The following is a 24,969-nucleotide window of genomic DNA, read 5'->3' as shown; positions in this document are numbered from 1 at the left end:
CTGAAAACTGTAATACTAACTAAGTATTTTATCAATTAAATTTTGTTTTGCAACATCATTATCACCAAAAAGCCATTGCAATACATTGTCTTCCCAAATTTGACCTTTTTCTACTTCAGAAATTATATTTTTTTCGATAGCTAAATCTAATATTTTACCAGGATAAGAAGATTGTTTATCACTTTCCATTTCTCCTAAAGGATAAGGATCATCTAAACCCATTAAAACTTGTTTGGTTCCTTGTCTTTGTAACATCAATTTTAATGAATCTGTATCGTGAACTAAAGTATCAAAAAAGATATTTTTATGGCCCACAGCTTTTCTAGGATGGTATTTGCCTTCAAACAAATCTGGTCTGCCATCAAAACCTTGAATTCTTCTTCCTAAATTCATTTGTGCCAATTGACCTCCGTGTGCAAAACAAGTTCTAATATTTTTAAAACGTTCTTGCATTCCGTTTAAAGTATAAAAATGATAAGCATCTCCACATTGTGCTAACATCCAAATTAAATGAAAACGCCAATTGGTATTTTCTAATTTTATCATTTTATCTCCATCATAAGGATGAATTTCAATCGCTAATTTATATTGATCTGCCAATTCAAAAATTCGGTCATTTTCTTTATCAAAAACACATCTCCATTGTCCAATAGAATCCATAAAATGAGTTGGCAAACAAAGTACTTTTAATTCTAATTCTTCTACACATCGTTTAATTTCATCTAAAGCACCATAAATAAAACCAGGATGAACCACAAAACCACAAGTAAACTTACTTGGATGATTTTTTTGAATTTTAGCATTAAAATCGTTCTGAAAACGCAAAGCTTTTTTCATCTCTTCTAAACGCAAACCATTACCATATAACTGAGAAAGATTCAGTACAACAGCATGATCTAGTTTATTTCTTTCCATCCATTTTAGCTTTTCATCTAAAAAGAAACTAGAATCTGTTACAGGCCTTTTCCAACCTTTTTGTAACATATGTTTACGTTCATCATCTACCCAAAAAATTTCTTTTTCCTTCATAAACTGAGGGATTTCTTCTGGATAAGGCAACAAATGCGAATGTCCGTTAATGCGTAATTTTCTTTTTGACATTTTTAATTTAAAATTAAATTATTGAAAAAGTAATTATTTATGCTTGTTCTAATTCGAATATGGTAATTTCTGGTCTTACATTAAACCTAACTTGTCTTAAACACCCCAAAGCTCTATTAATATATAATGTTCTACCATCTTCTAAATCTATTTTACCTGCAGAATATCTTTCGTTTTCTACTGGTAAAATTGGTGGTGGTAAAAAGGGTGGTTTTACTTGGCCTCCATGTGTGTGACCAGATAAAATCCAACTATTATAACCATTCCAAACATCTAAATCACAAACATCTGGATTATGACAAAGTGCTACATAGGGTTTGTTTATATCTAAATTTTTAGTTGCTTCTTTTGGTTTAAAATTAAAACTCCAATAATCATCAATACCAATAAAATTTAAACCTTGGTAACTGGTTTTACTATTTCTAAGCACTTCTATTTTATGTTCTTTTAAAATAGAAATTACATTTTGTGCTACTTCTTCTTGCGACCATTCTTTACCATAATCGTGATTACCCAAAACACCAACAGTTCCAAATTTACCTGTTACAACGTGTTTTAAAACTGTACTTAATTGTGTAAATTGTTCTTCACTCTCATAGTCGATAAAATCGCCAGTGTAAACCACAAAATCTGGGTTTAACTTTTGTGCTTTTTTAAAAGAATCGATTAAGTAATTATAATCAAAACGATTACCTACGTGAATATCGCTAATTTGCATTAATTTTTTACCAACTAAATTTTCTGGCAAATTTTTGATTGGCATTTTTAGTTTTACAAATTCTAGCCAAAATGGTTCTAATTGCCAAGAATAAAAAGCTGTAAAAAGACCAAGTCCTAAAACAGAATACATACTTTTTTTTAAAAAAGCTTTTCTATTCATTTATTTTATTTTTCGAGGTTTTTGCATTATTGTTCCACAATTATTACAGGTACATTTTTCTTTATCAGAATAAAATTTATCGAAAATAATTGGCATATCTGTTTCTATATTATCAAGTTTAAATTCTTCTCTATACAATTGATTTCCACAGTTTTCACAATACCACTCTAAGGCATCTAACATACCTTCTGATCTTGGATACTCGATTACCAAACCTACTGTATTTTCTTTTCTTTGTGGTGAATGTGGTACTTTACCTGGCAGTAAATAAATATCACCTTCATTAATTTCTACATCAATTTGTTTGCCTTTATTGTCTATGATTTTTAAAATCATATCGCCTTCTAATTGATAGAAAAATTCTGGTGTTTCATTATAATGATAATCTTTTCTGTTGTTTGGGCCACCAACAACCATAACAATATACTCTCCATTATCCCAAACTTGTTTATTACCTACAGGTGGTTTTAATAAATGACGATGTTCATCTATCCATTTTTTAAAATTTATTGGTTGTACTAGATTCATAATAAGCCCATCCTAACCTTCCCTAAAGGGAAGGAACTCCAATCTGGGTGGGATTTGGAATTCTTTATTAATACTTTTTTTATTTCTATTACTAATGTAATTATTTTTCAGAACTTAATTCCCTTCCCTTTGGGAAGGTTAGGGATAGACTTACAAACTTTTTGTTCTTCCACCATCTACAGGCACGTTAATTCCGTTAATATAACTTGCTTTTTCACTTGCCAAAAACACAATAGCATTTGCAATTTCTTCTGGTTTTGCAAAACGTTTTGCAGGTGAAGAATTCATCATAATTTCAGCTACTTTTTCTATGGGCAAACCTGTTTTTTCTGCTTTATTTTTAATGATTTCGTTTAAACGTTCTGTATTGGTTGCACCAGGCAAAACGTTATTTACTGTAATGCCAAATTCGCCTAATTCATTTGCCATAGTTTTAGACCAACTTGCGACTGCACCACGAATTGTATTGCTTACCCCCAAACCATCTAAAGGTTGTTTTACTGAGGTTGATATTACATTAATAACTCTACCAAAACATTTACTTTTCATAAAAGGAGCTACAGTTTGTACTAAAATATGGTTGCATTTTAAATGTTGGGTAAATGCTCTTTCGAACTCACCAATTTCTGCATTAAAAATTGGACCTCCTGCAGGACCTCCTGTATTATTTACTAGAATATGAAACTGTAAACTAGATGTTTCTAACACTCTTTTTAATTCTTCTGGTTTCGAAAAATCTGCTACCAAATAATTATGTTTTTGGTCTGAATTTGGCAATTCTGCTAAAACTGTTTGTAATTTTTCTTCGTTTCTGGCTAGCAATGTGATATTTGCACCTTCTTCTGCTAATAAAATTGCAGTTGCTTTACCTATACCTTGTGTGCTACCACAAACTAATGCATTTTTATTTTTAAGTTCTAAATTCATAAAAAAGCCCATCCTAACCTTCCCAAAGGGAAGGGACTTCAAACTGGGTGGTTAAAGTTTTGTTGTTATTTTTCATAATATTGCTCACTCCCTACCTTTGGGAGGGTTAAGCCTTAATCATTTGCTTAATCTTAACTGCTTTTTCAAAATGATCTAATTGATGAGTTTCTATCCACCAAGTGGCAACTTCCATCAATAATTTTGGATTATCGTTTTTGTTTTTGAAAAATGCGTAAAAAGACAAACCAACATTATCTCCTTTTTTAGCAATTTTATCATCACAAACTTGTATGATTTTTTCTTTGATTTCTTTATTCATATTTAATTTATTCACTTTTTGCCAATTCTAACAATTTTAAAGTAGTTCTTAAATTTCTTGTTGTTGCTGTTGATTGTATTTTTTTTTCGATGCAATTGTTTGTCAGTTTTGTTTTTGCAAATGTTGACGGACAGTTTAAATAAACTACATCTCCATTTATTTTATATTCATCTTCTCCAACATTTTTAATTTCAATTTCTGTAATTTCTGATGCTTTGTCTAAAAAAGTAAATGCTACTATTTTTTCATTTTCTGTTGAAAAAGGATAATTGTTAATTGCTTTTTCCCATTCTAGAATTGTTCTTGCAATTACAGGAACATCAAAACCAAATTTATCTTTAATTCCTTTTTTTATTGTTCTACAAGTTACTGATTTTGTTTTACTTGAATCTAAAATAATATTTCCACTTTGGATGTATGTTTTTACTTTTTGAAACCCCAAACTGTTTAATAAATCTCGTAAATCTGCCATCGGAATTTTGTTTTTACCTGAGACATTAATTCCGCGTAATAAAATGATGTAAGTAAACATTGTGTTTTTATTTTCTAAAAATTGCAATAATCAGTGGCTTTTATAAATAGGTTTAGCCCTGATTGAAATGGCATCCTTTTTTCTTTTTCAGAAAAAAGATATAATGAAAAGCAGGAAATAGCTTCTAAAAAAACTACAATCCTGCAATTTTATTTTCTTGTAAAATTTTATCTGTTTCGTGAATTACTTTGTCTAAAATAGTTCTTAGTTCTTCTTTTGTCATATTTAAATGCGTGTGGACTTCATCATCTGCAATTAAATTCAACAAAGCTTTATCTTGTGCTCTACCTCTTTTCATAGCTTCATTATAGCCAATATTTTCATTGAATGTAACTAAAGAATATTTAGAAAAATATTGATTTGGAAACATTTTTTCTAAATCCATTTCAATTTTTCTTTTTTCTTTAAACAACGGATTTGCAACGTGATCTCTCATTTCGTAAAAATTATCAATCGCCAAATCTGCAATGGCATCTGTGTCTTTTTTTCTTGCTTTTTCATAAGCTTTAAAAACAGATTTCCAATCTGATAATTCTTGATTTAGTATTTCATCAAACACAAAAACATCTTCGAAAGAAGCGTTCATTCCTTGTCCGTAAAAAGGAACAATTGCGTGAGCAGCATCACCAATTAACAAAGTTTTGTTGAGATAAGACCAAGGAGAACATTTTACGGTGCCTAAAGCTCCTGTAGGATTGTTTGAAAACTCCTTTTTTATATTGGGAATTAACGCTAAAGCATCTGGAAATTCTTTTTCGAAAAACTCATTTATCTTTTCTGTAGTTGTTAAATTCTCGAAATTATACTCGCCTTCGCTATAACTTAAAAAGAGTGTTACTGTAAAACTACCATCTAAATTTGGTAAGGCAATTAACATAAAATCGCCTCTTGGCCAAATGTGTAAATGACTTTTGCTTATTTGGTGATTTCCTGAATTATCAGCAGGAATTTCTAATTCTTTATAGCCGTGATTTAAATAGTTTTGCGAATAACTAAACAAAAATTTACGTTCAGAAATATAGCTTTTTCTTAAAGCAGAACCTGCACCATCTGCACCAAAAATAACATCTGCTTTTACAAAAAACTTTCTTTTACTTTTATAATCTTTAAAATGTGCAATAGTATTTTCTATGTCTACACTCTCACAACCACTATTAAAATGAATATTTACATTTTCGTGCTTTTCTACTTCATCTAACAAAATAGCATTTAAATCTCCCCTAGAAATTGAGTTAATGAACTCACCTTCTCTACCAGAATAATTTGATGCAAACGTATTGCCTTCTTTGTCGTGCATTAATCTACCATGCATTGGTATGCTAATTTCTTTTGCTTTTTCTTCCATTCCACATAATCGTAAAGCTTTTAAACCTCTATCTGATAATGCTAAATTTATAGATCTCCCAGCAGAAATATCAACCTTTCTTAAATCTGGTCTGCTTTCATACAATTCTATTTTATAGCCTTTTTGTGCCAATCTTAAAGCGAGTAAAGAGCCACATAAACCTGCTCCTATAATCAGTATTTTATCTTGTTTGTTCATCAATTAATTCTAAGGCTTTTATGTACGTTTCTTTATAACTATTTGTAGTAAAATCTGGTTTAAAATATTCTCTAGGCAAACCATTAACATTGTATAATTTCTCAAAAGGATAGCAAAATCTAATTCCTGAATTCTGCAATTGTTTGCACTTAATTGCACCTAATAATTTTGCCATTGTTGTACCTACAACTGTTACATTTCCCATATTAGAAAAACCTTGAGCTATGGCTTCTCCAACACTACCTGTCCATCTACTTACCAAAACATAAACTGGTTTTAAATAGGGCTTTTTAAGTGGTGATAATAGTTCTATATATTTTCTTTTGATGCCAAATTCTCTTTCTAAACCTACTCTTTCGTGAATTTGATATGGCATTTCTTCTTTTACAAATTTGCCCATAATTGATTTTGCAACATCTGTATTACCACCATTTGCAGTGTTTCTTAAATCGATTATAATAGCTTTACTATTTTGTAAACTATCTACAATTTTCGGAAATTGCTTAATAACATTATTATTACCTAAAGAATTATTGATTCTAATATAACCAATATTTTCTGGCAGCAATTTATAATCTAAAAGTGTTGAATTGTATTTTTTAAGATTAGGTTTTGGTAGTTTTAAAGTGATAATTTTACCATTGCGTAAAACTTTAATTTTTCTTGGTTTATTATGCCTACCTGCAAAAATTAAATTTGCAAAATATTCTTTTACTTTATGGTCTGGACTTTCTATTGATTTAGGTAAGTTCAATTGTACAATATCAGTAAAATTATTTTCATTCATTTTTACAATTTCGTCACCAATTTTTAGATTAAAATTTGTGATTGTATAATTTTGTCTGATGTCTTTAATGTAATATTTATTATTCTTTATAGATACAAAAGCATCTACATCATTAGGTATTAAACGAAATGAAAAAGCCAGATTTTTATTTAAGGTAAAATGCGCATCATAAAGTTCGTGTTTCATTAACTCTATTAAATAAGTAAACTCCCAATCTTCTTTTATCGAATTTAAACGTTTACTATACACCTCTTTTACCTTTTGCCAATTGGTTTGTTTCACATCAAAATAAGCATATTCCATTTGGATGGTTTCCCAAAAATAATTGAAATCAGACAAATATTTATTTTGAGAAAAAGCAACAAAAGAATGTAAAACAAAGCAAATAATTATGATATTTTTTCTCATAAAAGATTCTTTAAAATTGTAACCATTTTATATACATCTTCAAACGAATTATACATTGGTGTTGGTGCACAACGAATTACATCTGGTTCTCGCCAATCTGTAATAATATTTTTTGCTGTTAATTTTTGATGTAAACTTTTATCGGCATTTTTAACTTGAATGGATAATTGACAACCTCTTTCTTTCGGATTTTTTGGCGTAATAATTTTGATGCTATCTGCACCTATTTCATTGATTAAAAACTCGAAATAACCAGTTAATTTTTCTGATTTTTCTCGTAAAGCATCCATACCAACTTCATCAAATAAATCTAAAGATGCTTTTATGGCTGCCATAGATAAAATTGGTGGATTACTCAATTGCCAGCCTTCTGCACCTTGCATAACATCAAAAGGCATTCGCATATTAAAACGAGTAGATTTGTTATGATTCCACCAACCTGAAAAACGTGGTAAATCTTTATTTTTTGCATGTTTTTCGTGCACAAATAAACCTGCTAAACTTCCTGGACCTGAATTTAAATATTTGTAAGTACACCAAGCTGCAAAATCTACTCCAGAATCGTGTAAATTAGGTTGAATATTTCCTGCTCCATGCGCTAAATCAATGCCAACTACACAATTTTTAGAATGCCCAATTTCTGCGATTTTTTTAAGATCTAAATACTGACCTGTGTAATAATTTACGCCTCCAATTAACAACAAAGCAATTTCATCACCTTGATTAGTAACGATTTCTTCTAAATCATCAATATGTAACAATTCTTCTCTTTTTCTTGGTTTCCATTCAATTATATCATCCTCAGAAAAACCGTGAAATTTTAATTGTGATTGCACAGCATATCTATCTGAAGGAAAAGCATCTGACTCAATTACAATTTTGTATTTTGTTTTTGTAGGCCTGTAAAACGAAACCATTAACAGATGTAAATTGGTTGTTAAGGTATTCATTACCACAACTTCTACTGGTTTTGCACCCACAATTTTAGCCATTTTATCTGTTAAATATTCGTGATAATGTAACCACGGATTTTTAGCTTCAAAATGGCCTTCTACTCCTAAATTTGCCCAATCTTCTAATTCTTGATTGATATATTCTTTTGTTGATTTTGGCTGTAACCCTAAAGAATTCCCTGTAAAATACAACCAGTCATTTCCGTTTTTATCTTTAGGGATATGAAATTGATTTCTTAAGTAAGCGAGTTTGTCTTCTTTATCTAATTGTTGGGCAAAAGCCAATGTGTTTTTGTACTTCATCAATAAAAAATAGGATTGTTCTCAAATATAAAACAATCCTTTTTTAGACTAAACTTTTATGATTAAAAACTTATTTCTTTAAAATTAAATCTTCGATTTGATTTTTTGTTAAAATCAGTTTTTTGTATCGATCATCATAAGTATTAAACACCTTATCCCAAATAGTAATTGTATTTCCAAAATTTACATTCCAGTTTTTATAATGATGATATAAATGATATTTCTGAAACAAATTTAGATATCCTTTTTTATGAATTTTTTTATGAATTTGATAATGTACATATTCATAAAAGAGGTAATAAAAAGTTTTACCCAAACCAAAACCAACAGTTAAAACAATACTATTTGTGAGCAAATATATTACGACTAAAATAATAATAGTTAAAGGATACATTAATAAAAAACCAGCATTTAAAACTCGATGATCTTTTAAGTTTTTATGATGATGTAAATGAAAAGCATCTAAAAACCATTGCAATTTTCTACTTTTTGTGCGTTTATGATAACCTACTCTATGCACAAAATACTCAAAAAGACTCCAACTTAAAACACCTAAAACAATCCATAACAAAAGTTGGTGAAAAATAAAATTCTTTTGGAGTAACACAAAAATATAAAAACACAAAACTGGCAATATTTTAAGGAATACAAATTTTGGATTTCTAGATGCGAAAAACCGTAACAAATAATGATTATCTGATGCCATATTTTTCATTAACAGCAGTTATTTTAAGATTAATTTTGGATTAGAAAAAAAACTTTGAAATGTTTCAATAAATTTAGAGAAATGAATACCATCCATTATTCTATGATCAAAAGTAAACCCAAAAGTAGATATATTGCTTTTTACAATTTCATTGTTTAAAATAGTTGGTTTTAGCTCAATTCTACCTAAAGAAACCACCATAGGAATTCTAGTATAAGGTGCAATTGGACAAAATGCTTTTTGAAGGTTTAAACTTCCAATATTCGTGAGCATAACACTTCCAAAAGGGTCTATTGGTGATGAAAATAAATTAATATGTATATTTAAAGAATACATTAAAAAACTTAAACTATTTAATATATATTTTGATAAAATAGCAGGAATTATTTTAAAATTTCTTTTAGATGAAATGTGTTTTTCTTCTCCTTTTTTTACTTTTTTTATTTCTGATTTAAATTCAATATCTACCTCTTTTATTTCTTTACTAAAAGCTTCTTCAATTAAAACACCAGATAAATCATCTTTAGTTCTATTGGTTAAAGTATGTATAAAAATGGTATTTTTTTCTCTTTGATAAATATTTCCAAAACGAACAATACTATTAATTCTCTTGTTTTTATTTATGGTTGATGATAAGGCTTTTATTACAAAACTGTTAAAAGAAATACTTTGTTGCTTACAAAAAACTAAAACCTTATCCACATTAAAATCTTCAAAAACATAGGTAGATGAATCTCCTTTTGGTTTCCAAGAACCTATAGATATTTTTCTCCAAGGACTTAATTTTAATTTGGACTTGTATTTTATATGTTTCATATAACTTTACCTCAAATATTAATTAACATCATAATATAAAACGAATGGTTTTTACAATTATTATCATTTTAAATATTACTATCTTTATTTAAAATTAATTAAATCTGAAAATGAAATCCTTAAAATATATATTACTTTTTGTTCTAATCTTATTTATTTCTTGTAATAACAAAGAGAAAGAATTAAAAAAAATAAAACAATATGCTTCTTTATTAAAAATGACTGAAACACCAGATCAGAGAGTAGCTCTATTTAATGTGGATATTAATTATGAAGAGGATAAAATTAAACTTGAAGGAATAACAACTACTAAGGCACCTATGTTTAAATTAATGAATAGTCTTAGTAGAAAAAAAATAAAATACATAAACGAAATTAGAGTTTTACCAGATACTGCTGTTGGAGATTTAAAATATGCTATTGCTCGAAATTCTGTAATTAACATTCGTTCTCAACCCAAACATTCTGCTGAATTAGGCACACAAGGTTTGTTAGGAATGCCTTTAAAAGTATTAGATAAAAAAGGCGATTTTTATAGAGTTCAAACTCCTGATAAGTATATTTCTTGGGTTGATAAAGGTGGAATTACAAGAATGAACAAAGCCGATTTTGATGCTTGGAATAATGAAAAAAAAGTAATTTTCACTAAAAACTTTGGAGCAGTATTTAGTCATAAAAGTGATAAATCTCAGATTATTTCTGATATAACTTTAGGTGGAATTTTAAAATATAAAGCTTTGCATAAAGATTTTATTGAAGTTGAATATCCAGATAAAAGAACGGGTTTTGTAAAAAGAGATGAGGCTACTTTATTTGAATCTTGGCTTACTAATTTACAAGTTTCTCAATCTAATATTGAAGAAATAGCGAAGTCTATGGATGGTTTCCCTTATTTATGGGGAGGAACTTCGAGCAAAGGAATGGATTGTAGTGGATTTACAAAAATGGTGTATTTAATGAATGGTTTTATCATTCCTAGAGATGCTTCTCAACAAGTTTATGCTGGACAAATTGTGGATTCTGAATTGAAATTTGAAGGTTTAGAAAAAGGTGATTTAATGTTTTTTGGTAAAAAAGCCACAGCTGAAAAAGGAAAAAAAGTAACACATGTAGGTATTTGGCTTGGTAATGGAAAAGGTGAATTTATCCATGCTTCAGGTAATGTCCATATTAGTTCTATTGAAGATTATCAACCAAATTACGATGAGTTTAATAAAAACCGCTATTTGGGTAGTAGACGTTATTTAGGTGTTGAGGATAAAAACATCATCAACCTAAAAGAAAAAATTAAGCTATAAAAGTTTATAATAAATTGAATTGTTTAAAGTGATGCGTAAAATGTTTTACGTGAAATTTTTTCCAGTATTCATAATCTAATTCGCCAAAAAATGGATGATTTTCGGTTGTAGCTTCTGTAAAATGATTTTTAAAATCATTAATTTGTACTACTAAATCATCAATTGCTTCTGAAATTGAATTAAATTTTTCTGGAGTAGGTTCATCAGATAAAATAGCGGCTCTAAACCCAATATGCAATTCACCATCTGTATCTAAAAATGGTTTTCTTCTGGCCGTTTTTTCATCAGAAACATAATAATCTGCATCAATTTTTCCGTTAGAAATTTGCATCAACAAACTTAAATGCTCAATAACTTGTTGCCCATTCATTTTACCAAAAACAGGTTTTGTTGCTCTTGTTAAACCACTTAATTTATTAGAAATTTCGTCTATATTTAAAAAATTAACCCAATTTATTTTCGGTTTTCTTAATTCATTAAATTGAGTAACCACAGCAGAATGAGAAACAGTTCTGGTTTCGAAATATTTGGTAATTTCTTCTTTTTCTTGCTCATTTGCACCCAATTGATTTAGAATGTTTTGCAAGTGCATTTTCATGTGTCCATGCTGAATTCCTTTGGTTGTTAAAGCTCTTAAAGCTGCAAAATTTTGCGCTAAACCAGCTGCTGCCATAATTTGCATTAAAGTTCTTGCAGATGGTTTTTGCAACATTTCTAAAGACAATTTAGCCATAGGGTGCAAAGCTGTTAACCCCCCAACTGTACCTAATGCTAAAGGAATTTCTATCCAAAATTTAAAAATGCCATCATCAATAGAACAATGAGATAAACTCGAATATGAACCATTTCTAGAAGCATACGCGTGTGCACCAGCTTCTACTGCTCTAAAATCGTTACCAGTTGCTAAAACTACAGCATCAATTCCGTTCATAATTCCCTTATTATGGGTAACAGCTCTGTAAGGTTCTATTTCTGCAATTTGTACAGCTTGATAAAATTTTTCTGCAAATTTCTGCGGATTTTCTCCTCCCAACTCTTCAATTGCACAACTCACTTCTGCCTTAACCAAACATTCTGGAACATAGTTAGACAAAATACTCATTACAATTTCGATATCATCTTTCTCAAACTTTTTAGCAATTGATTCTAAACAAGAATTAATAAAGTTTGCACCCATTGAATCTTTGGTTTCGAAAGTTACGTGCAATTGATAATAATTGGCAAGCTTATCAGTTTTATCAATCAATTTAATATCTAAAATTCCTCCACCTCTTTTTTTCATATTTTTAGTGATGGAAGCAGTTGCTGCAAACAATTCCGTTTTATTTTGATTAAAATAAATTTCTAAATCATTTTTATTGCCAGCAAACATAAAATGAACCTGACCAATTTTAGTTGTAGAAATTACAGTGGTTTTAAAACCACCTCTTGTACTCCAAAATTTACCAACCAAAGATGCTGCAGCCACAACAGAACTTTCTTCTACAACCATAGGTATAACGTAGGTTCTATCATTAATTACAAAGTTAGGTGCAACTCCATAAGGCATGTAAAAATTAGAAATTGTGTTTTCTATAAAATCGTCATGTAAATCTTGTAAATCAGTATCAACATTCCAATATTGTTTGATAATATTTACAGTTTCTGTTTGATTGTGAAAGTAGTTTTTAGTTAACCAATCAATTTTTTCTTCTTTGGTAAACTTTGAAAAACCAGATATAATTTTACTCATTTAAGTATCTATAAGCTATAAAGAACAAATATAATTGAAACCTTTCAAAAAGTATGATATAATCAAGTTTTATGGATTTTTAAGATATTTTTTGTGGATTTTTCCGTAAACTTGGCAAATCTTTATTAAAAACAAAGTCTCAAATGAAAAAAAGCATCATTTTAGTAACAATTTTCACATTGATCACTTCCTTAAATTATTCACAACAAGAATCAAAAAACACTTCTGGCACCAAAAAAATTACCCTCGAAGAAATTTGGGATGGTACTTTTTCTGCTAAAAGAATGAACTCTTTAAACTCTATGAATGGCGATTTTTATTCGCTCTTAAATAGGGATAAAGACAGAAACACCTCTGTTGATAAATATAGTTATGCCACTTTAGAAAAAGTTGAAACCATTGTAAATAGCAAAGATTTACCAGAAATTAATGGTTTTCAATCTTACAGCTTTAACAATGATGAAACCAAAATTATATTAGGTACAAACTTTAAAAAGATTTACAGACATTCTTATACAGGTACTTATTACGCTTATGATGTTGCATCAAAAAAAGCAACTTTAATAGGAGAAGATATTCAAGAGCCTATTTTTTCTCCTGACAATAAAAAAGTAGCTTACGCTAAAAACAACGATCTTTTTATCAAAGATTTTTCTGAAAACAAAATTATTCAAGTAACCAAAGACGGAAAAAAGAACAGCATTATAAATGGTATTACAGATTGGGTTTACGAAGAAGAATTTGCATTTGTTAGAGCTTTTGAGTGGAGTAATAACAGCAAATATTTGGCATATTTACGTTTCGATGAAAGTAAAGTACCAACCTTTTCTATGGATATTGTTGGGAAAGATTTATACCCAAGTCAACAAGTTTTTAAATACCCAAAAGCAGGAGAAAAAAATGCTGATGTAACTTTACATATGTATACAATTGCATCAGAAAATAGTAAGAAAATTGCTTTAGGTGATTATGAATATATACCAAGAATAAAATGGTCTAATGATGATGAAATTTTAATAGCTACTACCTTGAATCGTCATCAAAATGATTTAAAATTATACAAAGTTGATGCTGTTAAAAGTACAACTTCTGTATTGTTAAACGAAACTGATAAAGCTTATATAGACATTACAGACAACCTTACTTTTTTAGTTGATAATTCTTTTATCTGGACCAGCGAAAAAGATGGATACAACCATATTTATCATTATGATTTTGATGGAAAATTAATCAATCAAATAACAAAAGGAAATTGGGAAGTAACTCGTTATTATGGTTTTAACGAATCTAAAAAAACAATTTATTATCAATCTGTAGAAAACGGATCTATCAACAGAGGTGTTTATTCTATCAAATTAAATGGAAAAAACAAAAAGCTTTTAAGTAATAAAGATGGGCAAAATTCTGCAGCTTTTAGCACCAATTTAAATTACTTTATCAATACGTATTCTTCTGCTGAAACTCCACCAATTTATTCTTTATACAATGCCAAAGGAAAAATGCTAAAGGTGATTAAAGATAATGCAGAATTAAAAGAAGAATTAGCAGCATACAAAATGAGTCCTAAAGAATTTTCTACCATCAATATAAATGGTAATGATTTAAATATGTGGATGATAAAACCTGTAGATTTTGATGAAAGCAAAACTTACCCAATGTTTATGTTTCAATATTCAGGACCAGGCTCTCAGCAAGTAGGTAATCATTGGAATGCAGCCAATGATTATTGGCACAATATGTTAGCCCAAAAAGGGATGATTGTAGTTTGTGTAGATGGTAGAGGAACAGGTTTAAAAGGTGCAGATTTTAAGAAAGTTACACAAAAAGAATTAGGTAAATTTGAGGTTGAAGATCAAATAGCTGCTGCTAAAAAACTAGCAGAATTGCCTTATATAGATAAAGAGAATATTGGTATTTGGGGTTGGTCTTATGGTGGTTTTATGAGCACAAATGTTTTACTAAAAGGTAATGATATTTTTACCACTGCAATTGCTGTAGCTCCTGTTACTTCTTGGCGTTTTTACGATACTGTATATACAGAACGTTACATGCAAACTCCGCAAGAAAATGCAAGTGGTTATGATGATAATTCTCCTATAAATTATGCAGATAAGCTAGAAGGAAATTACTTATTAGTACACGGAACAGGAGATGATAATGTACACGTGCAAAACTCAATGAGAATGATAAATTCTTTAATTGAAGCCAACAAACAATTTGATATGTTTATTGTGCCAGACAGAACTCACGGAATTTATAAAGGAAGAAATACAAGATTAAATTTATACACCAAAATGACAAATTTTGTTGTAGAACATTTATTAAACTAATCAAATAAAACTTAAGAAATAAAAGGATATATTTTATGAGCAATACAGCTAAACTACCACATCAAAAAGAACTATTTGGACATCCTGCAGGATTATATGTTTTATTTTTCACAGAAATGTGGGAAAGATTTTCTTATTACGGAATGAGAGCTTTATTAGTTCTTTATTTAACCTCAAAAACTACTGATGTAAACCCAGGTGCAGGTTGGTCTCAAGGAGAAGCTTTAGCTCTTTATGGTTGGTATACAGCTTTGGTTTACATTATGTCTATACCTGGTGGTATTTTGGCTGATCGATTTTTAGGTCAAAAAAAATCAGTTATAGTTGGTGCAATTTTATTGGTAATTGGTCACAGTATTCTAGCTATAGAAGCAATGTGGGCATTTTATACAGGTTTAGGTTTTATTATTCTTGGAGTTGGTTGTTTAAAACCTAATATTTCTACTATGGTTGGAGGATTATATAAAAAAGGAGATGTAAGAAGAGATAAAGGTTTTACAATTTTCTATATAGGTATTAATGTAGGTGCATTTTTATCTGGAATTGTAGTTGGTTATGTAGGAGAAGTTCATGGATGGCATTATGGTTTTGGGTTAGCAGGAATTTTAATGGTTTTAGGTTTAATACAATTTCTTATGGGACAAAAATATTTAGTTCATGTAGGTAATTATTTAGGCAAATCTGAAAACATTGAAGAACAAGAAGATTATAAGCGACCTTTAACAAAAATAGAAAAGGATAGAATTATTGTTTTATTAATTTCATTTCTGTTGATTATTGCATTTTTTGCTGCTTTTGAACAAGCTGGAGGTCTAATGAATATTTATGCTAGAGAGAAAACAAATAGAATGCTTATGGGATGGGAAATTCCAGCAACTTGGTTTCAATCTTTAAATTCATTTTTCATCATTACATTGGGGGTCGCAATTGCCGCTTTTTGGGCAAAAAGAAAATTAAAAGGAAAGGAAGCTTCATCATTATTTAAAATGATTATTGGTTTAGGAATTACTGGTATAGGTTTCTTATTTATGTCTGCTGCTGCCAACGAATATGACACTACAGGAAGTTCTATGATGATTTGGTTAGTTCTTGCTTATCTGTTTCATACAATTGGAGAGTTATGTTTATCTCCAGTTTCTCTTTCATTTGTAACAAAATTAGCACCTGCAAAATACGCTTCAATAATGATGGGTATTTATTTTGCAACGACTGGTTTAGGTAATAAAGCTGCAGGATTACTTGGTGAATCTTCATCTATTTTTGGGGAATTTAAAGTGTTTACTGGTATTGCAATTTTTTGTGTAGTTTTTTCTGGTTTAGTTTATATATTCTTTAAAAAACTAAAAGAATTAACACATGGAGCAGAAGATAATGAAACAGATTTTAGCACAAAAGAAACTGAAGGTTTCGAATTAGCTGATAACTAAAATATAAAAATCACAAAACCTCATAAACTAAAATTAATGAGGTTTTTTTTATGCTCAAAAATAAGGAAAATTTTAAATCAGCAGATATTTATTAACTTTGGCATATACTTTGTAAATGTTTAATTATGAAAAAAACATTTTTATTATTACTAATAATATTCGCTAGTTTTACAAGCAATGCACAAAACGAAATCAATTGGCTTTCTTTCGAAAAAGCAATCGCTTTAAACAAAGAAAATCCAAAACCTATTTTAATTGATGTTTATACAAATTGGTGTGGCTATTGCAAAAAAATGGATAAAGAAACCTATTCTAACCCAGTAATTATAGACTATGTAAATACAAATTTTTATGCTATTAAATTAAATGGAGAAGGCAAAGAAGATATTAATTACAAAGGCTACACTTTTAAATATAAAAAAGAAGGCAGAACTGAGTTCCATGAATTATCTGCTGCTTTGTTAGAAGGTCAATTATCATATCCTTCAACAATATTTATGTCTGCTAAAGAAGAAATGCTACAAAAAGTACCAGGTTATTTATCTGCTGAGAGATTTGAAAAAATACTCGCTTTTTTTAACACAAAAGCATATAAAGATCAAGAATGGATTAATTTTGAAAAAGGTTTTAAAAGCAACCTAAAATAAGAGTTAATTCTCTAAAATATAAGCTCCTTTTTGTTCTGTGTAATGAAAAGGAGTTTTTTTATTCTCTGCAGTTTTCTGCCATCTTTTTACATAACTTTTATAATTAGAACCATCAGCAATAATTTGTTTTGGCTTTAATTCATTAATTAATCTCTCTAAATTTATTTTAGGTGATTGTTGCAACAATACAATCGGATTTTTTAAACCATTTATTTGATAAATACCTAAACTATCTACAACTAAAATAATTTCATTTTTAAATTGATAAATGTTTGAAACTTCATTTTTTAACGTTTGATGTATATTTTCTCCAATCCTATAAGAAGCTAATAAACCCAAATTTTGGATCATAACAGTATCTAAATCGTGATGAATTACAACTTGTTCTCCTACTCTGTTTCCAAGAATTGAATTTCTACTTTTATGAAAAACAATAAACTCTTCCTTTATTTTCTTTTGATGTTTCTCATACAGGAAAAAGCTTTGTACAACTAATATAGATGCTAGAAAACAAACTAATCTTTTGGATGTATTTTTTATCAAAAACCGAATTCCGAATACAACTAAAGTATAAGTTAACAACATCATAAAAAATGAAAGAGAGATCTCTTTAAGTAAGAATTGTTCTTGATGAGAAACCCAACTTACAAAACTGTTCATTGCAGAGATTATATAACCATAAAGGTTTGCCAAAAATTGAGGTAAAACTCCAAATACTGCCAATATTATAATTAAAATTCCGAAAATTAAAATAGCTCCTAAAAACGGAATAATGATTAAATTAGAAAGCATAAACAATCCTGGAAACTGGTGAAAATAGTACAAACTTAAAGGCAAAACTCCTATTTGAGCAGCAATAGAAACTGAAGCTAATTGCCAGATTTTTTCATCAACTTTAAATCTTGGTTTATAAATTTTATACAATTTGGGTTGCACTAAAATAATTCCGAAAACTGCTAAATAACTCAATTGAAAACCTACATCAAATAAAAACATTGGTTTAAAAATCAACAAGAAGAACATTGACGTTATTAAAGAAAATAACGAAACATTTTTTTGATTAAAAGACATACCAATTGCCAAAAAAGTAAACATAGTTACAGCTCTTGTTACTGAGGCTGATAAACCAGCTATAAATGCAAACATCCAAAGTAATAAAACAACAAGTACTGTTTTAATAATTTTACCATTTTTAATTCTTACAAGAGGTTTTAATAACCAATTTAAAATCAGTAAAATTATACCAACATGTAAACCAGAAACTGCCAAAATATGAATGGCTCCTGCATTAGAATAATTTGCTAAAAGTTCTTTAGAAATTTCTTGTCTTTGCCCTAATAAAATCGCGTTTATTACTGCTAGTTCATCATCTTTAAATTGATACTTTTGTAGTGATTCTTGAATTTTATTTCTAACTTTTGCTGATAACCCAATTAACGAAAAGCTTTTAAAACCTACTCTTAAAAAGTTATTTTTTGTAAAATATAATTGCTGATGAATGCCTTGTTTTGCTAAGTAAAACCGATAATCAAATTGATGCGGATTTACAGGCTTGTTTATTGCTAAAAAAGATGATTTTACATAAAAAACTTCATCAACCTTAAAAGGTTTAAGTTTACTATCTTTTGATAGGTTTACTAATATTCTACCTTTGGTTTTTATGCTATCTATTTGTATAACCTCAGCTTCAAATTTATAATGATATAAACTTGATTTCAGTATTTTATCAACCTTTAAAATAGCAGTAGAATCATCAGTTAAATGGTTTTGATAATAGTTTTCATAATTCAAATCGTTGTTTACAAAAACAGAAAAAACCCCTGTAAAAAAGAAAAAGATGAATGCTAAAATAGTTCTGATAATTTTATTGTTAAGCAACAATATAAAACCTAAAAGCAAAGAAAGTAGTACTCCTATTTTGATAAAACTAAAGTGCCAAATTTTGAAGTAAAATTGTAAAACAATCCCTAGAATTATAAAAACAACAAAATGTAAGGGTAAATAACCCAGTATCTTTTTCATATAGCTTGATAAAGATACTAAATTTTTAACAGACTTTATTACAGTATATTAGTCGCTTTTACAAAGGTTTTTTTCCAATATTTTTCTGACATTGATGAAATAATTACACCTCTAGAAGTTGTTGCATGTATAAAGAAAATTTGTCCGTTTTTAATCTCAGTTACCAAACCCACATGATTAATTTGGTTTGACCTTCTGCTTATTTTAAAGAATAATAAATCGCCTTTTTTAACTTTACCTAAAGCAACTTTATTACCTTCATTTGCCATGTATCTAGAAGATCTTGGCAATGCAATATTTTCCGCTCCAAAAGAAACAAAAACAACTCCAGAACAATCCATCCCTTTTCTGGTTGTGCCTCCATATTTGTATTTTACACCTTTATATTTTAGTGCATTTGCAACAACAATATCTGCTTTAGTAATAGATTTAGATTTTGTTTTACTATGGTAATTTACAGCACTGTTTGTAGAAGAACAAGAACTTAAAATAAAAAGGAATAGTATAAAAAGTATTTTTTTCTGCATAGGCTTAACCCTTTAAATTCTCTACTATAAGTTTTGCTGTTTTTGCTGATGCTCCTTTACCACCTAACTTTTTCTCTAGTTCAAAATAGTCCAAAAACAATTTTTCTCGATGTTCTTGATCGAGTATTTTAGACAATTCTTTTTTAAGTTTTGTTTTGGTAAAATCGTTCTGAATCAATTCAGTAACAACTTCTTTATCCATAATTAAATTTACTAAAGAAATGTATTTTAAAGTTACAATTCTTCTTGCTATTTGATACGATATAAAACTACCTTTATAACAAACCACTTGTGGCACTTTAAACAAAGCTGTTTCTAAAGTTGCTGTACCAGAAGCTACTAAAGCTGCACTTGAAACCGATAATAAATCATAGGTTTTATTATTTATAAAACTTACTCTTTTAGTACCAATTATATTTTGATAAAAAGAAAAATCTTGACTTGGTGCACCACCAATTACAAATTTATAATTAGGATAATCGTCTACCAAAGACAACATTACAGAAAGCATTTTGGTGATTTCTTGTTTTCTACTTCCTGGTAATAAAGCAATTATTGGCTCATTACCTAAATTATGTTCTTCTCTAAATTTTTCTACATCTGTTTGCTCTCTATCTGCAATGGCATCAATTAAAGGATGACCAACAAACTCTACATTATAATCGAATTTTTTATAAAACTCTTTTTCGAAAGGTAAAATCACAAACATTTTATCTACATCTCTTTTTATCCCTTTAACCCTTGTAGCTCTACTTGCCCAAACTTGTGGAGAAATGTAATAATTGGTTTTAAAACCTTTTCTTTTTGCCCATTTTGCAATTCGTAAATTAAAACCAGAATTGTCTATAAAAATAATTACATCTGGTTGAAATAATTCGATATCATTTTTACAAAATTTAATAAAAACTAGAATTTTATTTAAGTTTTTTAGCACTTCAAAAAAACCCATAAAAGCTCTTTCTTTATAATGACTTACTAAATAACCACCAGCAGCTTTCATTAAATCTCCTCCCCAAAATTTAATATCTGCATCAGCATCTTCTTTATACAAGGCTCTCATTAAATTAGAACCATGTAAATCTCCTGAAGCTTCACCTGCTATAATGTAATATTTCATCAGATAAATTTTAAAATTAAGGTGGTTAAAGCAATAAAAATGGTTGTCATTAACACACCTTTTGCTCTATTATCTTGTTTCTTTTTGATAAAAATTAAGAACACAAATAAATTAGGAATTGCAGCTATAGATAGAATTTTACCATATAAATCTCCATCTTCTATCAATTGCAAAGTCTCATTAAAACCTACATTAGAAAAATATTCTACATATAAATAACAACCAGCAAGCGTGGCAAATAAAGCCACTAAAACTCCTATGAATATTTCTTTTTTTACAGTTCCCAAGAATTTAATTTTTGAATCATATGATGTGCAGTTAAATCGAACTGAACAGGTACTATAGAAATGTAACCATTTTCTAACGCATAAATATCTGTGTCCTGACCTTTATCTCTGTTTACAAACTCGCCAGAAAGCCAATAATATTCTTTACCAAAAGGACTTTTTCTTTTGTCAAAATCTTCTTTCCAAACTCCCATTGCTTGTCTGCAAATTTTTGTTCCTTTTATTTCCTCTTCTTTTAAATCAGGAATATTTACGTTTAAAACAATACCTTCTGGTAAACCATTTAACAAGGTATTTAAGGTAATGTTTTTTACAAAGTTTTCACAAGATTTAAAATCTGCATGCCATTTAAAATCTAATAAAGAAAAACCAATTGCAGGAATCCCTTCTATACCAGCTTCTATTGCAGCACTCATTGTACCAGAATAAATAACATTTATAGATGAATTTGGTCCATGATTAATACCAGAAACACACAAATCTGGTTTTTTATTAAGAATTTCACTAATTGCCATTTTTACACAATCTGCAGGTGTACCAGAACACGTATATTCTAACTGAGGTCCATCATCTATAGTTATAGGATTACAAGTCAACACATTATCAACAGTAATTGCATGTCCCATTCCACTTTGTGGGCTATCAGGAGCAACAACTACAACTTCTCCAATTTTGTTCATTATTTTAATAAGCGCTCTAATTCCTGGAGCTGTAATTCCATCATCATTTGTTACTAAAATCAAAGGTCTTTCATTCATAAAGAATAATTTTTAGATTTTAAATTTAAGTCTTTTAAACAAATGTAATTTATTTTAATCGAATTTCTTTTTAACATTTTGTAAAGATTGAAAACCTCTATTTTTAAGTAATATTGTTAGTTAAATAACAAAGAATTAAACAGAAAAAATATTTAACTCATTAAAAAAACAAATACTTTTCTTTTAATCTTAATTATATAATATTCTGTTTAAATTTCTATAAAATTAGAAACCTTAATTATCTCTTAAATTTTAGAGGTAATTATAAAAAGTGTTGATTCTTAAATAATTTGGCACTATTTTAGTAGATTAGCAAGTAATATTAGTAATTTTTAAATAAAAATAACGACAGTAGATTTATGAAGACGAAATTTAAGTTAAGTACCATTTTATTAGCATTTGTATTGTTTATAAATAGCATGTCTATAAATGCATCAGAAAATAATGAAATAACAAACCTTGATCCTGAAAAAGACAAAGTTTTAATTTTTGTACTAAAAAACATTTTAACAAGAGGTCATTTTGTAGTTAAAGATATGAATGATGATTTTTCTGAACATGTTTTTAATTCTTTTATTGATGGTTTAGATAGCAACAAAAGATATTTTACTCAAAAAGATATTAAAGAGTTTTCGAAATATAAATATCAAATAGACAATCAGCTTTTACAAGACGATTTAACTTTTTACAAATTAGTTTACGGGCGTTTTTTAAGTAAAATTAAAAATGCAAAATCTTATTATGGAGAACTATTAGCTCAGCCATTTAATTTTAACAAAAATGAAGTTATTGATTTAGATTATGAGAAAGTTCCTTTTGCTAAAAATGATAATGAATTAATTGATTATTGGAGAAAGCAATTAAAATTACAAACTCTAAGCAGAATCGAAGAACAAACTGACTTACAAGAAGATAAACTTAAAAAAGACAAAACATTTAAACCAAAATCTTTTGCCAATTTAGAAAAAGAATCGAGAGCTAAAGTGCTAGAAAATATGGATGAATTGTATATTAGAATTGAAGAATTAGAACATGATGATTGGTTTTCTACTTTCTTAAATTCGGTTGTTGGTGCTTTTGACCCTCATACAACTTATATGGACCCTTCAATAAAAGAACGTTTTGACCAAACCATTTCTGGTAAATTAGAAGGTATTGGAGCGCGTTTACAAAAAAAGGGAATTTACACACACGTTTTTGAATTGGTTGCTGGTGGACCTGCTTCTAAACAGGGCGAATTAGAACCTGGAGATATTATTTTAAAAGTAGCACAAGGTGATGAAGAACCTTTGGATATTGTTGGTATGCGTTTAGATGATGCCATTAAATTTATAAAAGGAAAAAAAGGAACAGAAGTACAATTAACTGTTAAGAAAAAATTAGATGGTTCTACCAAAGTAATTTCTATTATTAGAGATGTTGTACAGCTTGATGAAACTTTTGTAAAATCGAGCATTGTAGAAAAGAACGGAAAAAAATATGCCATTATAGATTTACCAAGTTTTTACATCGACTTTTCTGATAACAATTACAGAGATTCTGCAAAAGATATGGAAAAGGAAATTGAAAGATTAAAAGCAGAAGGTGTTAATGGTTTAATTATCGATTTAAGAAATAATGGTGGTGGTTCTTTAAAAACTGCCATAGAAATATCTGGTTTATTTATTGATGAAGGCCCAGTTGTACAAGTAAAATACAGAGGAGAAAGCCCAATTATTAAAAATGATATAGATCCTAAAATGCAATGGGATGGAGCAGTTGTTGTTTTGGTAAATGAATTTTCTGCATCTGCATCAGAAATCTTTGCAGCTGCAATGCAAGACTATAAAAGAGGTATTATTTTAGGTGGTAACCAAACTTATGGTAAAGGAACTGTGCAAAATGTATTACCTATCAATCAATTTTATCAAAAATATGAAGGCGACTTAGGTTATTTAAAAATGACAATTCAAAAATTCTACAGAGTTAATGGTGGTTCTACTCAAAAAGAAGGTGTTTACTCTGATATTGCAATGCCAAGCAGATTGAGTTATATGAAATATGGTGAGCGTGATTTAGAAGATGCTTTAGATTGGGACAAAGTACCACAAGCCAACTTTACTCAAACAAATTCTTACACTAATTTTAATGATGTAGTATATAATAGTAAACAAAGAATTGCAAATAGCGATAACTTTAAATTAGTAAATGAATATGCAAAATGGCTTAAGAAAAACCAAGATGACACTTCATATTCATTAAATTATAAAACATTTTTTAAAGAAAGTGAAACTAGAGAAAAAGAAGCAGAAAAGTTTAAATCTGTTTTTGATTACAAATCTAATTTAACCTTTACTTCACCAAAATACGAACAATCTTTATTTAAAGAAAATGAAGATTTAAAAGATAAAAGAGTTGCTTGGCACAAAAATTTATCTAAAGATATGTATATATCTGAAGCTCTAAATGTTTTAAGCGAATTAAAATTAAAAGAAAAAACAGACATTGTTAAACATTAACAATTATTAAAATTAATTTTTAAGCCTGATAAGTTTCTATAACTTATCAGGTTTTTTATTTTTGAACTATGGAATTTAAAGTAAACTTTACAACAAAATGGTCAGATTTTGACCCAAACAGGCACATGCGTCATACAGCCTATAATGATTATGCAGCAGAAGTAAGAGTTCGTTTTTTTGCAGGCCAAAACTTTACGTTAGAAGATTTTAGCAAACACAATATCGGACCAATACTTTTTACAGAAGAAACTTCTTTTAGAAAAGAAATTTATATTGGCGAAAATATTTCTGCAAACTTTAAAATATTAGGTCTTTCTAAAAACAATGAACGCTGGAAAATTACTCATGAAATCTTTAATCAAGCAGGTAAATTATCAGCAATTGTAAAAGTTTACGGTGCTTGGTTAGATTTAAAAACTCGTAAGTTAACAGTACCTCCAAAAGAAGCTCAACATTTATTTTTAGCAGCAGACAAAAGTGATGATTATGAAGAAATAATTCTAAAAAAATAATTACAATAAAA

General features: G+C 28.7%; 23 protein-coding genes. 6 read left to right on the top strand and 17 right to left on the bottom strand.

The window, feature by feature from the left end; genetic code table 11:
* Window positions 1–15 precede the first annotated feature (15 nt).
* The 11 genes from KO506_RS15275 to KO506_RS15225 all read right to left on the bottom strand — a co-directional run bounded on the left by KO506_RS15275 (window position 16) and on the right by KO506_RS15225 (window position 9,803).
* Complete coding sequence (locus tag KO506_RS15275) at window positions 16–1,101, bottom strand: amidohydrolase family protein (protein WP_215995794.1); 1,086 nt, start codon at window positions 1,099–1,101, stop codon at window positions 16–18.
* A gap of 37 nt (window positions 1,102–1,138) precedes the next feature.
* Window positions 1,139–1,981: a metallophosphoesterase gene (locus KO506_RS15270; protein ID WP_215995793.1), complete on the bottom strand. Its 843-nt coding sequence runs from the start codon at window positions 1,979–1,981 to the stop codon at window positions 1,139–1,141.
* A complete protein-coding gene (locus KO506_RS15265) occupies window positions 1,982–2,512 on the bottom strand; it encodes a 3-hydroxyanthranilate 3,4-dioxygenase (RefSeq protein ID WP_215996004.1) in 531 nt (176 codons plus the stop codon). It lies immediately after the preceding gene.
* Between the two features lie 147 nt (window positions 2,513–2,659).
* The gene (locus KO506_RS15260) at window positions 2,660–3,436 is read right to left on the bottom strand and encodes an SDR family oxidoreductase (protein WP_215995792.1); all 777 of its coding nucleotides are present in this window, start codon (window positions 3,434–3,436) and stop codon (window positions 2,660–2,662) included.
* Window positions 3,437–3,542: 106 nt separating this feature from the next.
* Complete coding sequence (locus KO506_RS15255; RefSeq protein ID WP_215995791.1) at window positions 3,543–3,755, bottom strand: DUF6500 family protein; 213 nt, start codon at window positions 3,753–3,755, stop codon at window positions 3,543–3,545.
* Between the two features lie 7 nt (window positions 3,756–3,762).
* Entirely contained in the window at window positions 3,763–4,287 is a 525-nt protein-coding gene (locus tag KO506_RS15250) for a DUF1697 domain-containing protein (RefSeq protein ID WP_215995790.1), read from the bottom strand.
* Window positions 4,288–4,420: 133 nt separating this feature from the next.
* Window positions 4,421–5,830: an FAD-dependent oxidoreductase gene (locus KO506_RS15245; protein ID WP_215995789.1), complete on the bottom strand. Its 1,410-nt coding sequence runs from the start codon at window positions 5,828–5,830 to the stop codon at window positions 4,421–4,423.
* Entirely contained in the window at window positions 5,814–7,025 is a 1,212-nt protein-coding gene (locus tag KO506_RS15240) for a S41 family peptidase (RefSeq protein ID WP_215995788.1), read from the bottom strand. Before KO506_RS15240 ends, KO506_RS15245 begins: the two co-directional genes overlap by 17 nt.
* Entirely contained in the window at window positions 7,022–8,281 is a 1,260-nt protein-coding gene (gene kynU / locus KO506_RS15235; protein ID WP_215995787.1) for a kynureninase, read from the bottom strand. Before kynU ends, KO506_RS15240 begins: the two co-directional genes overlap by 4 nt.
* A 70-nt stretch (window positions 8,282–8,351) precedes the next feature.
* Complete coding sequence (locus KO506_RS15230; protein WP_215995786.1) at window positions 8,352–8,987, bottom strand: sterol desaturase family protein; 636 nt, start codon at window positions 8,985–8,987, stop codon at window positions 8,352–8,354.
* Window positions 8,988–9,005: 18 nt separating this feature from the next.
* Complete coding sequence (locus KO506_RS15225) at window positions 9,006–9,803, bottom strand: 2-oxo acid dehydrogenase subunit E2 (protein ID WP_215995785.1); 798 nt, start codon at window positions 9,801–9,803, stop codon at window positions 9,006–9,008.
* 110 nt (window positions 9,804–9,913) lie between these two features.
* Between KO506_RS15225 and KO506_RS15220 the strand changes: the two genes are divergently transcribed.
* Window positions 9,914–11,101 (top strand): C40 family peptidase, encoded by a 1,188-nt coding sequence (locus tag KO506_RS15220; protein ID WP_215995784.1) that lies wholly within the window; start codon window positions 9,914–9,916, stop codon window positions 11,099–11,101.
* Between the two features lie 4 nt (window positions 11,102–11,105).
* On the opposite strand, the gene KO506_RS15215 is transcribed toward KO506_RS15220, so the two are convergent.
* Window positions 11,106–12,833, bottom strand: coding sequence for a hydroxymethylglutaryl-CoA reductase, degradative (locus tag KO506_RS15215; protein WP_215995783.1), 1,728 nt, complete (start codon window positions 12,831–12,833; stop codon window positions 11,106–11,108).
* A gap of 143 nt (window positions 12,834–12,976) precedes the next feature.
* Here KO506_RS15215 and KO506_RS15210 point away from each other — a divergent pair, with 143 nt between their 5' ends.
* The 3 genes from KO506_RS15210 to KO506_RS15200 all read left to right on the top strand — a co-directional run bounded on the left by KO506_RS15210 (window position 12,977) and on the right by KO506_RS15200 (window position 17,237).
* Window positions 12,977–15,163: a S9 family peptidase gene (locus KO506_RS15210; protein WP_215995782.1), complete on the top strand. Its 2,187-nt coding sequence runs from the start codon at window positions 12,977–12,979 to the stop codon at window positions 15,161–15,163.
* A 35-nt stretch (window positions 15,164–15,198) separates the two neighbouring features.
* Entirely contained in the window at window positions 15,199–16,590 is a 1,392-nt protein-coding gene (locus KO506_RS15205) for a peptide MFS transporter (RefSeq protein ID WP_215995781.1), read from the top strand.
* A 125-nt stretch (window positions 16,591–16,715) separates the two neighbouring features.
* Complete coding sequence (locus tag KO506_RS15200) at window positions 16,716–17,237, top strand: thioredoxin family protein (protein ID WP_215995780.1); 522 nt, start codon at window positions 16,716–16,718, stop codon at window positions 17,235–17,237.
* A 3-nt stretch (window positions 17,238–17,240) separates the two neighbouring features.
* Here KO506_RS15200 and KO506_RS15195 read toward each other — a convergent pair whose 3' ends face one another.
* The 5 genes from KO506_RS15195 to surE are packed head-to-tail and all read right to left on the bottom strand — an operon-like array spanning window position 17,241 to window position 21,948.
* Complete coding sequence (locus KO506_RS15195; RefSeq protein ID WP_215995779.1) at window positions 17,241–19,259, bottom strand: ComEC/Rec2 family competence protein; 2,019 nt, start codon at window positions 19,257–19,259, stop codon at window positions 17,241–17,243.
* Between the two features lie 38 nt (window positions 19,260–19,297).
* Window positions 19,298–19,786, bottom strand: coding sequence for a C40 family peptidase (locus tag KO506_RS15190; protein ID WP_215995778.1), 489 nt, complete (start codon window positions 19,784–19,786; stop codon window positions 19,298–19,300).
* 4 nt (window positions 19,787–19,790) lie between these two features.
* Window positions 19,791–20,903, bottom strand: coding sequence for a lipid-A-disaccharide synthase (gene lpxB / locus KO506_RS15185; RefSeq protein WP_215995777.1), 1,113 nt, complete (start codon window positions 20,901–20,903; stop codon window positions 19,791–19,793).
* Window positions 20,903–21,190, bottom strand: coding sequence for a hypothetical protein (locus KO506_RS15180; protein WP_215995776.1), 288 nt, complete (start codon window positions 21,188–21,190; stop codon window positions 20,903–20,905). Before KO506_RS15180 ends, lpxB begins: the two co-directional genes overlap by 1 nt.
* Window positions 21,178–21,948, bottom strand: coding sequence for a 5'/3'-nucleotidase SurE (surE, locus tag KO506_RS15175; protein WP_068363899.1), 771 nt, complete (start codon window positions 21,946–21,948; stop codon window positions 21,178–21,180). Before surE ends, KO506_RS15180 begins: the two co-directional genes overlap by 13 nt.
* A 359-nt stretch (window positions 21,949–22,307) precedes the next feature.
* Here surE and KO506_RS15170 point away from each other — a divergent pair, with 359 nt between their 5' ends.
* Window positions 22,308–24,446 (top strand): carboxy terminal-processing peptidase, encoded by a 2,139-nt coding sequence (locus tag KO506_RS15170; protein ID WP_215995775.1) that lies wholly within the window; start codon window positions 22,308–22,310, stop codon window positions 24,444–24,446.
* Between the two features lie 68 nt (window positions 24,447–24,514).
* Entirely contained in the window at window positions 24,515–24,958 is a 444-nt protein-coding gene (locus tag KO506_RS15165) for an acyl-CoA thioesterase (protein ID WP_215995774.1), read from the top strand.
* The last annotated feature ends 11 nt before the right edge of the window (window positions 24,959–24,969 follow it).

Source organism: Polaribacter vadi, assembly GCF_018861005.1.
GTDB classification, from domain to species: domain Bacteria; phylum Bacteroidota; class Bacteroidia; order Flavobacteriales; family Flavobacteriaceae; genus Polaribacter; species Polaribacter vadi_A.
This window is presented reverse-complemented; position numbering and strand designations above follow the sequence as displayed.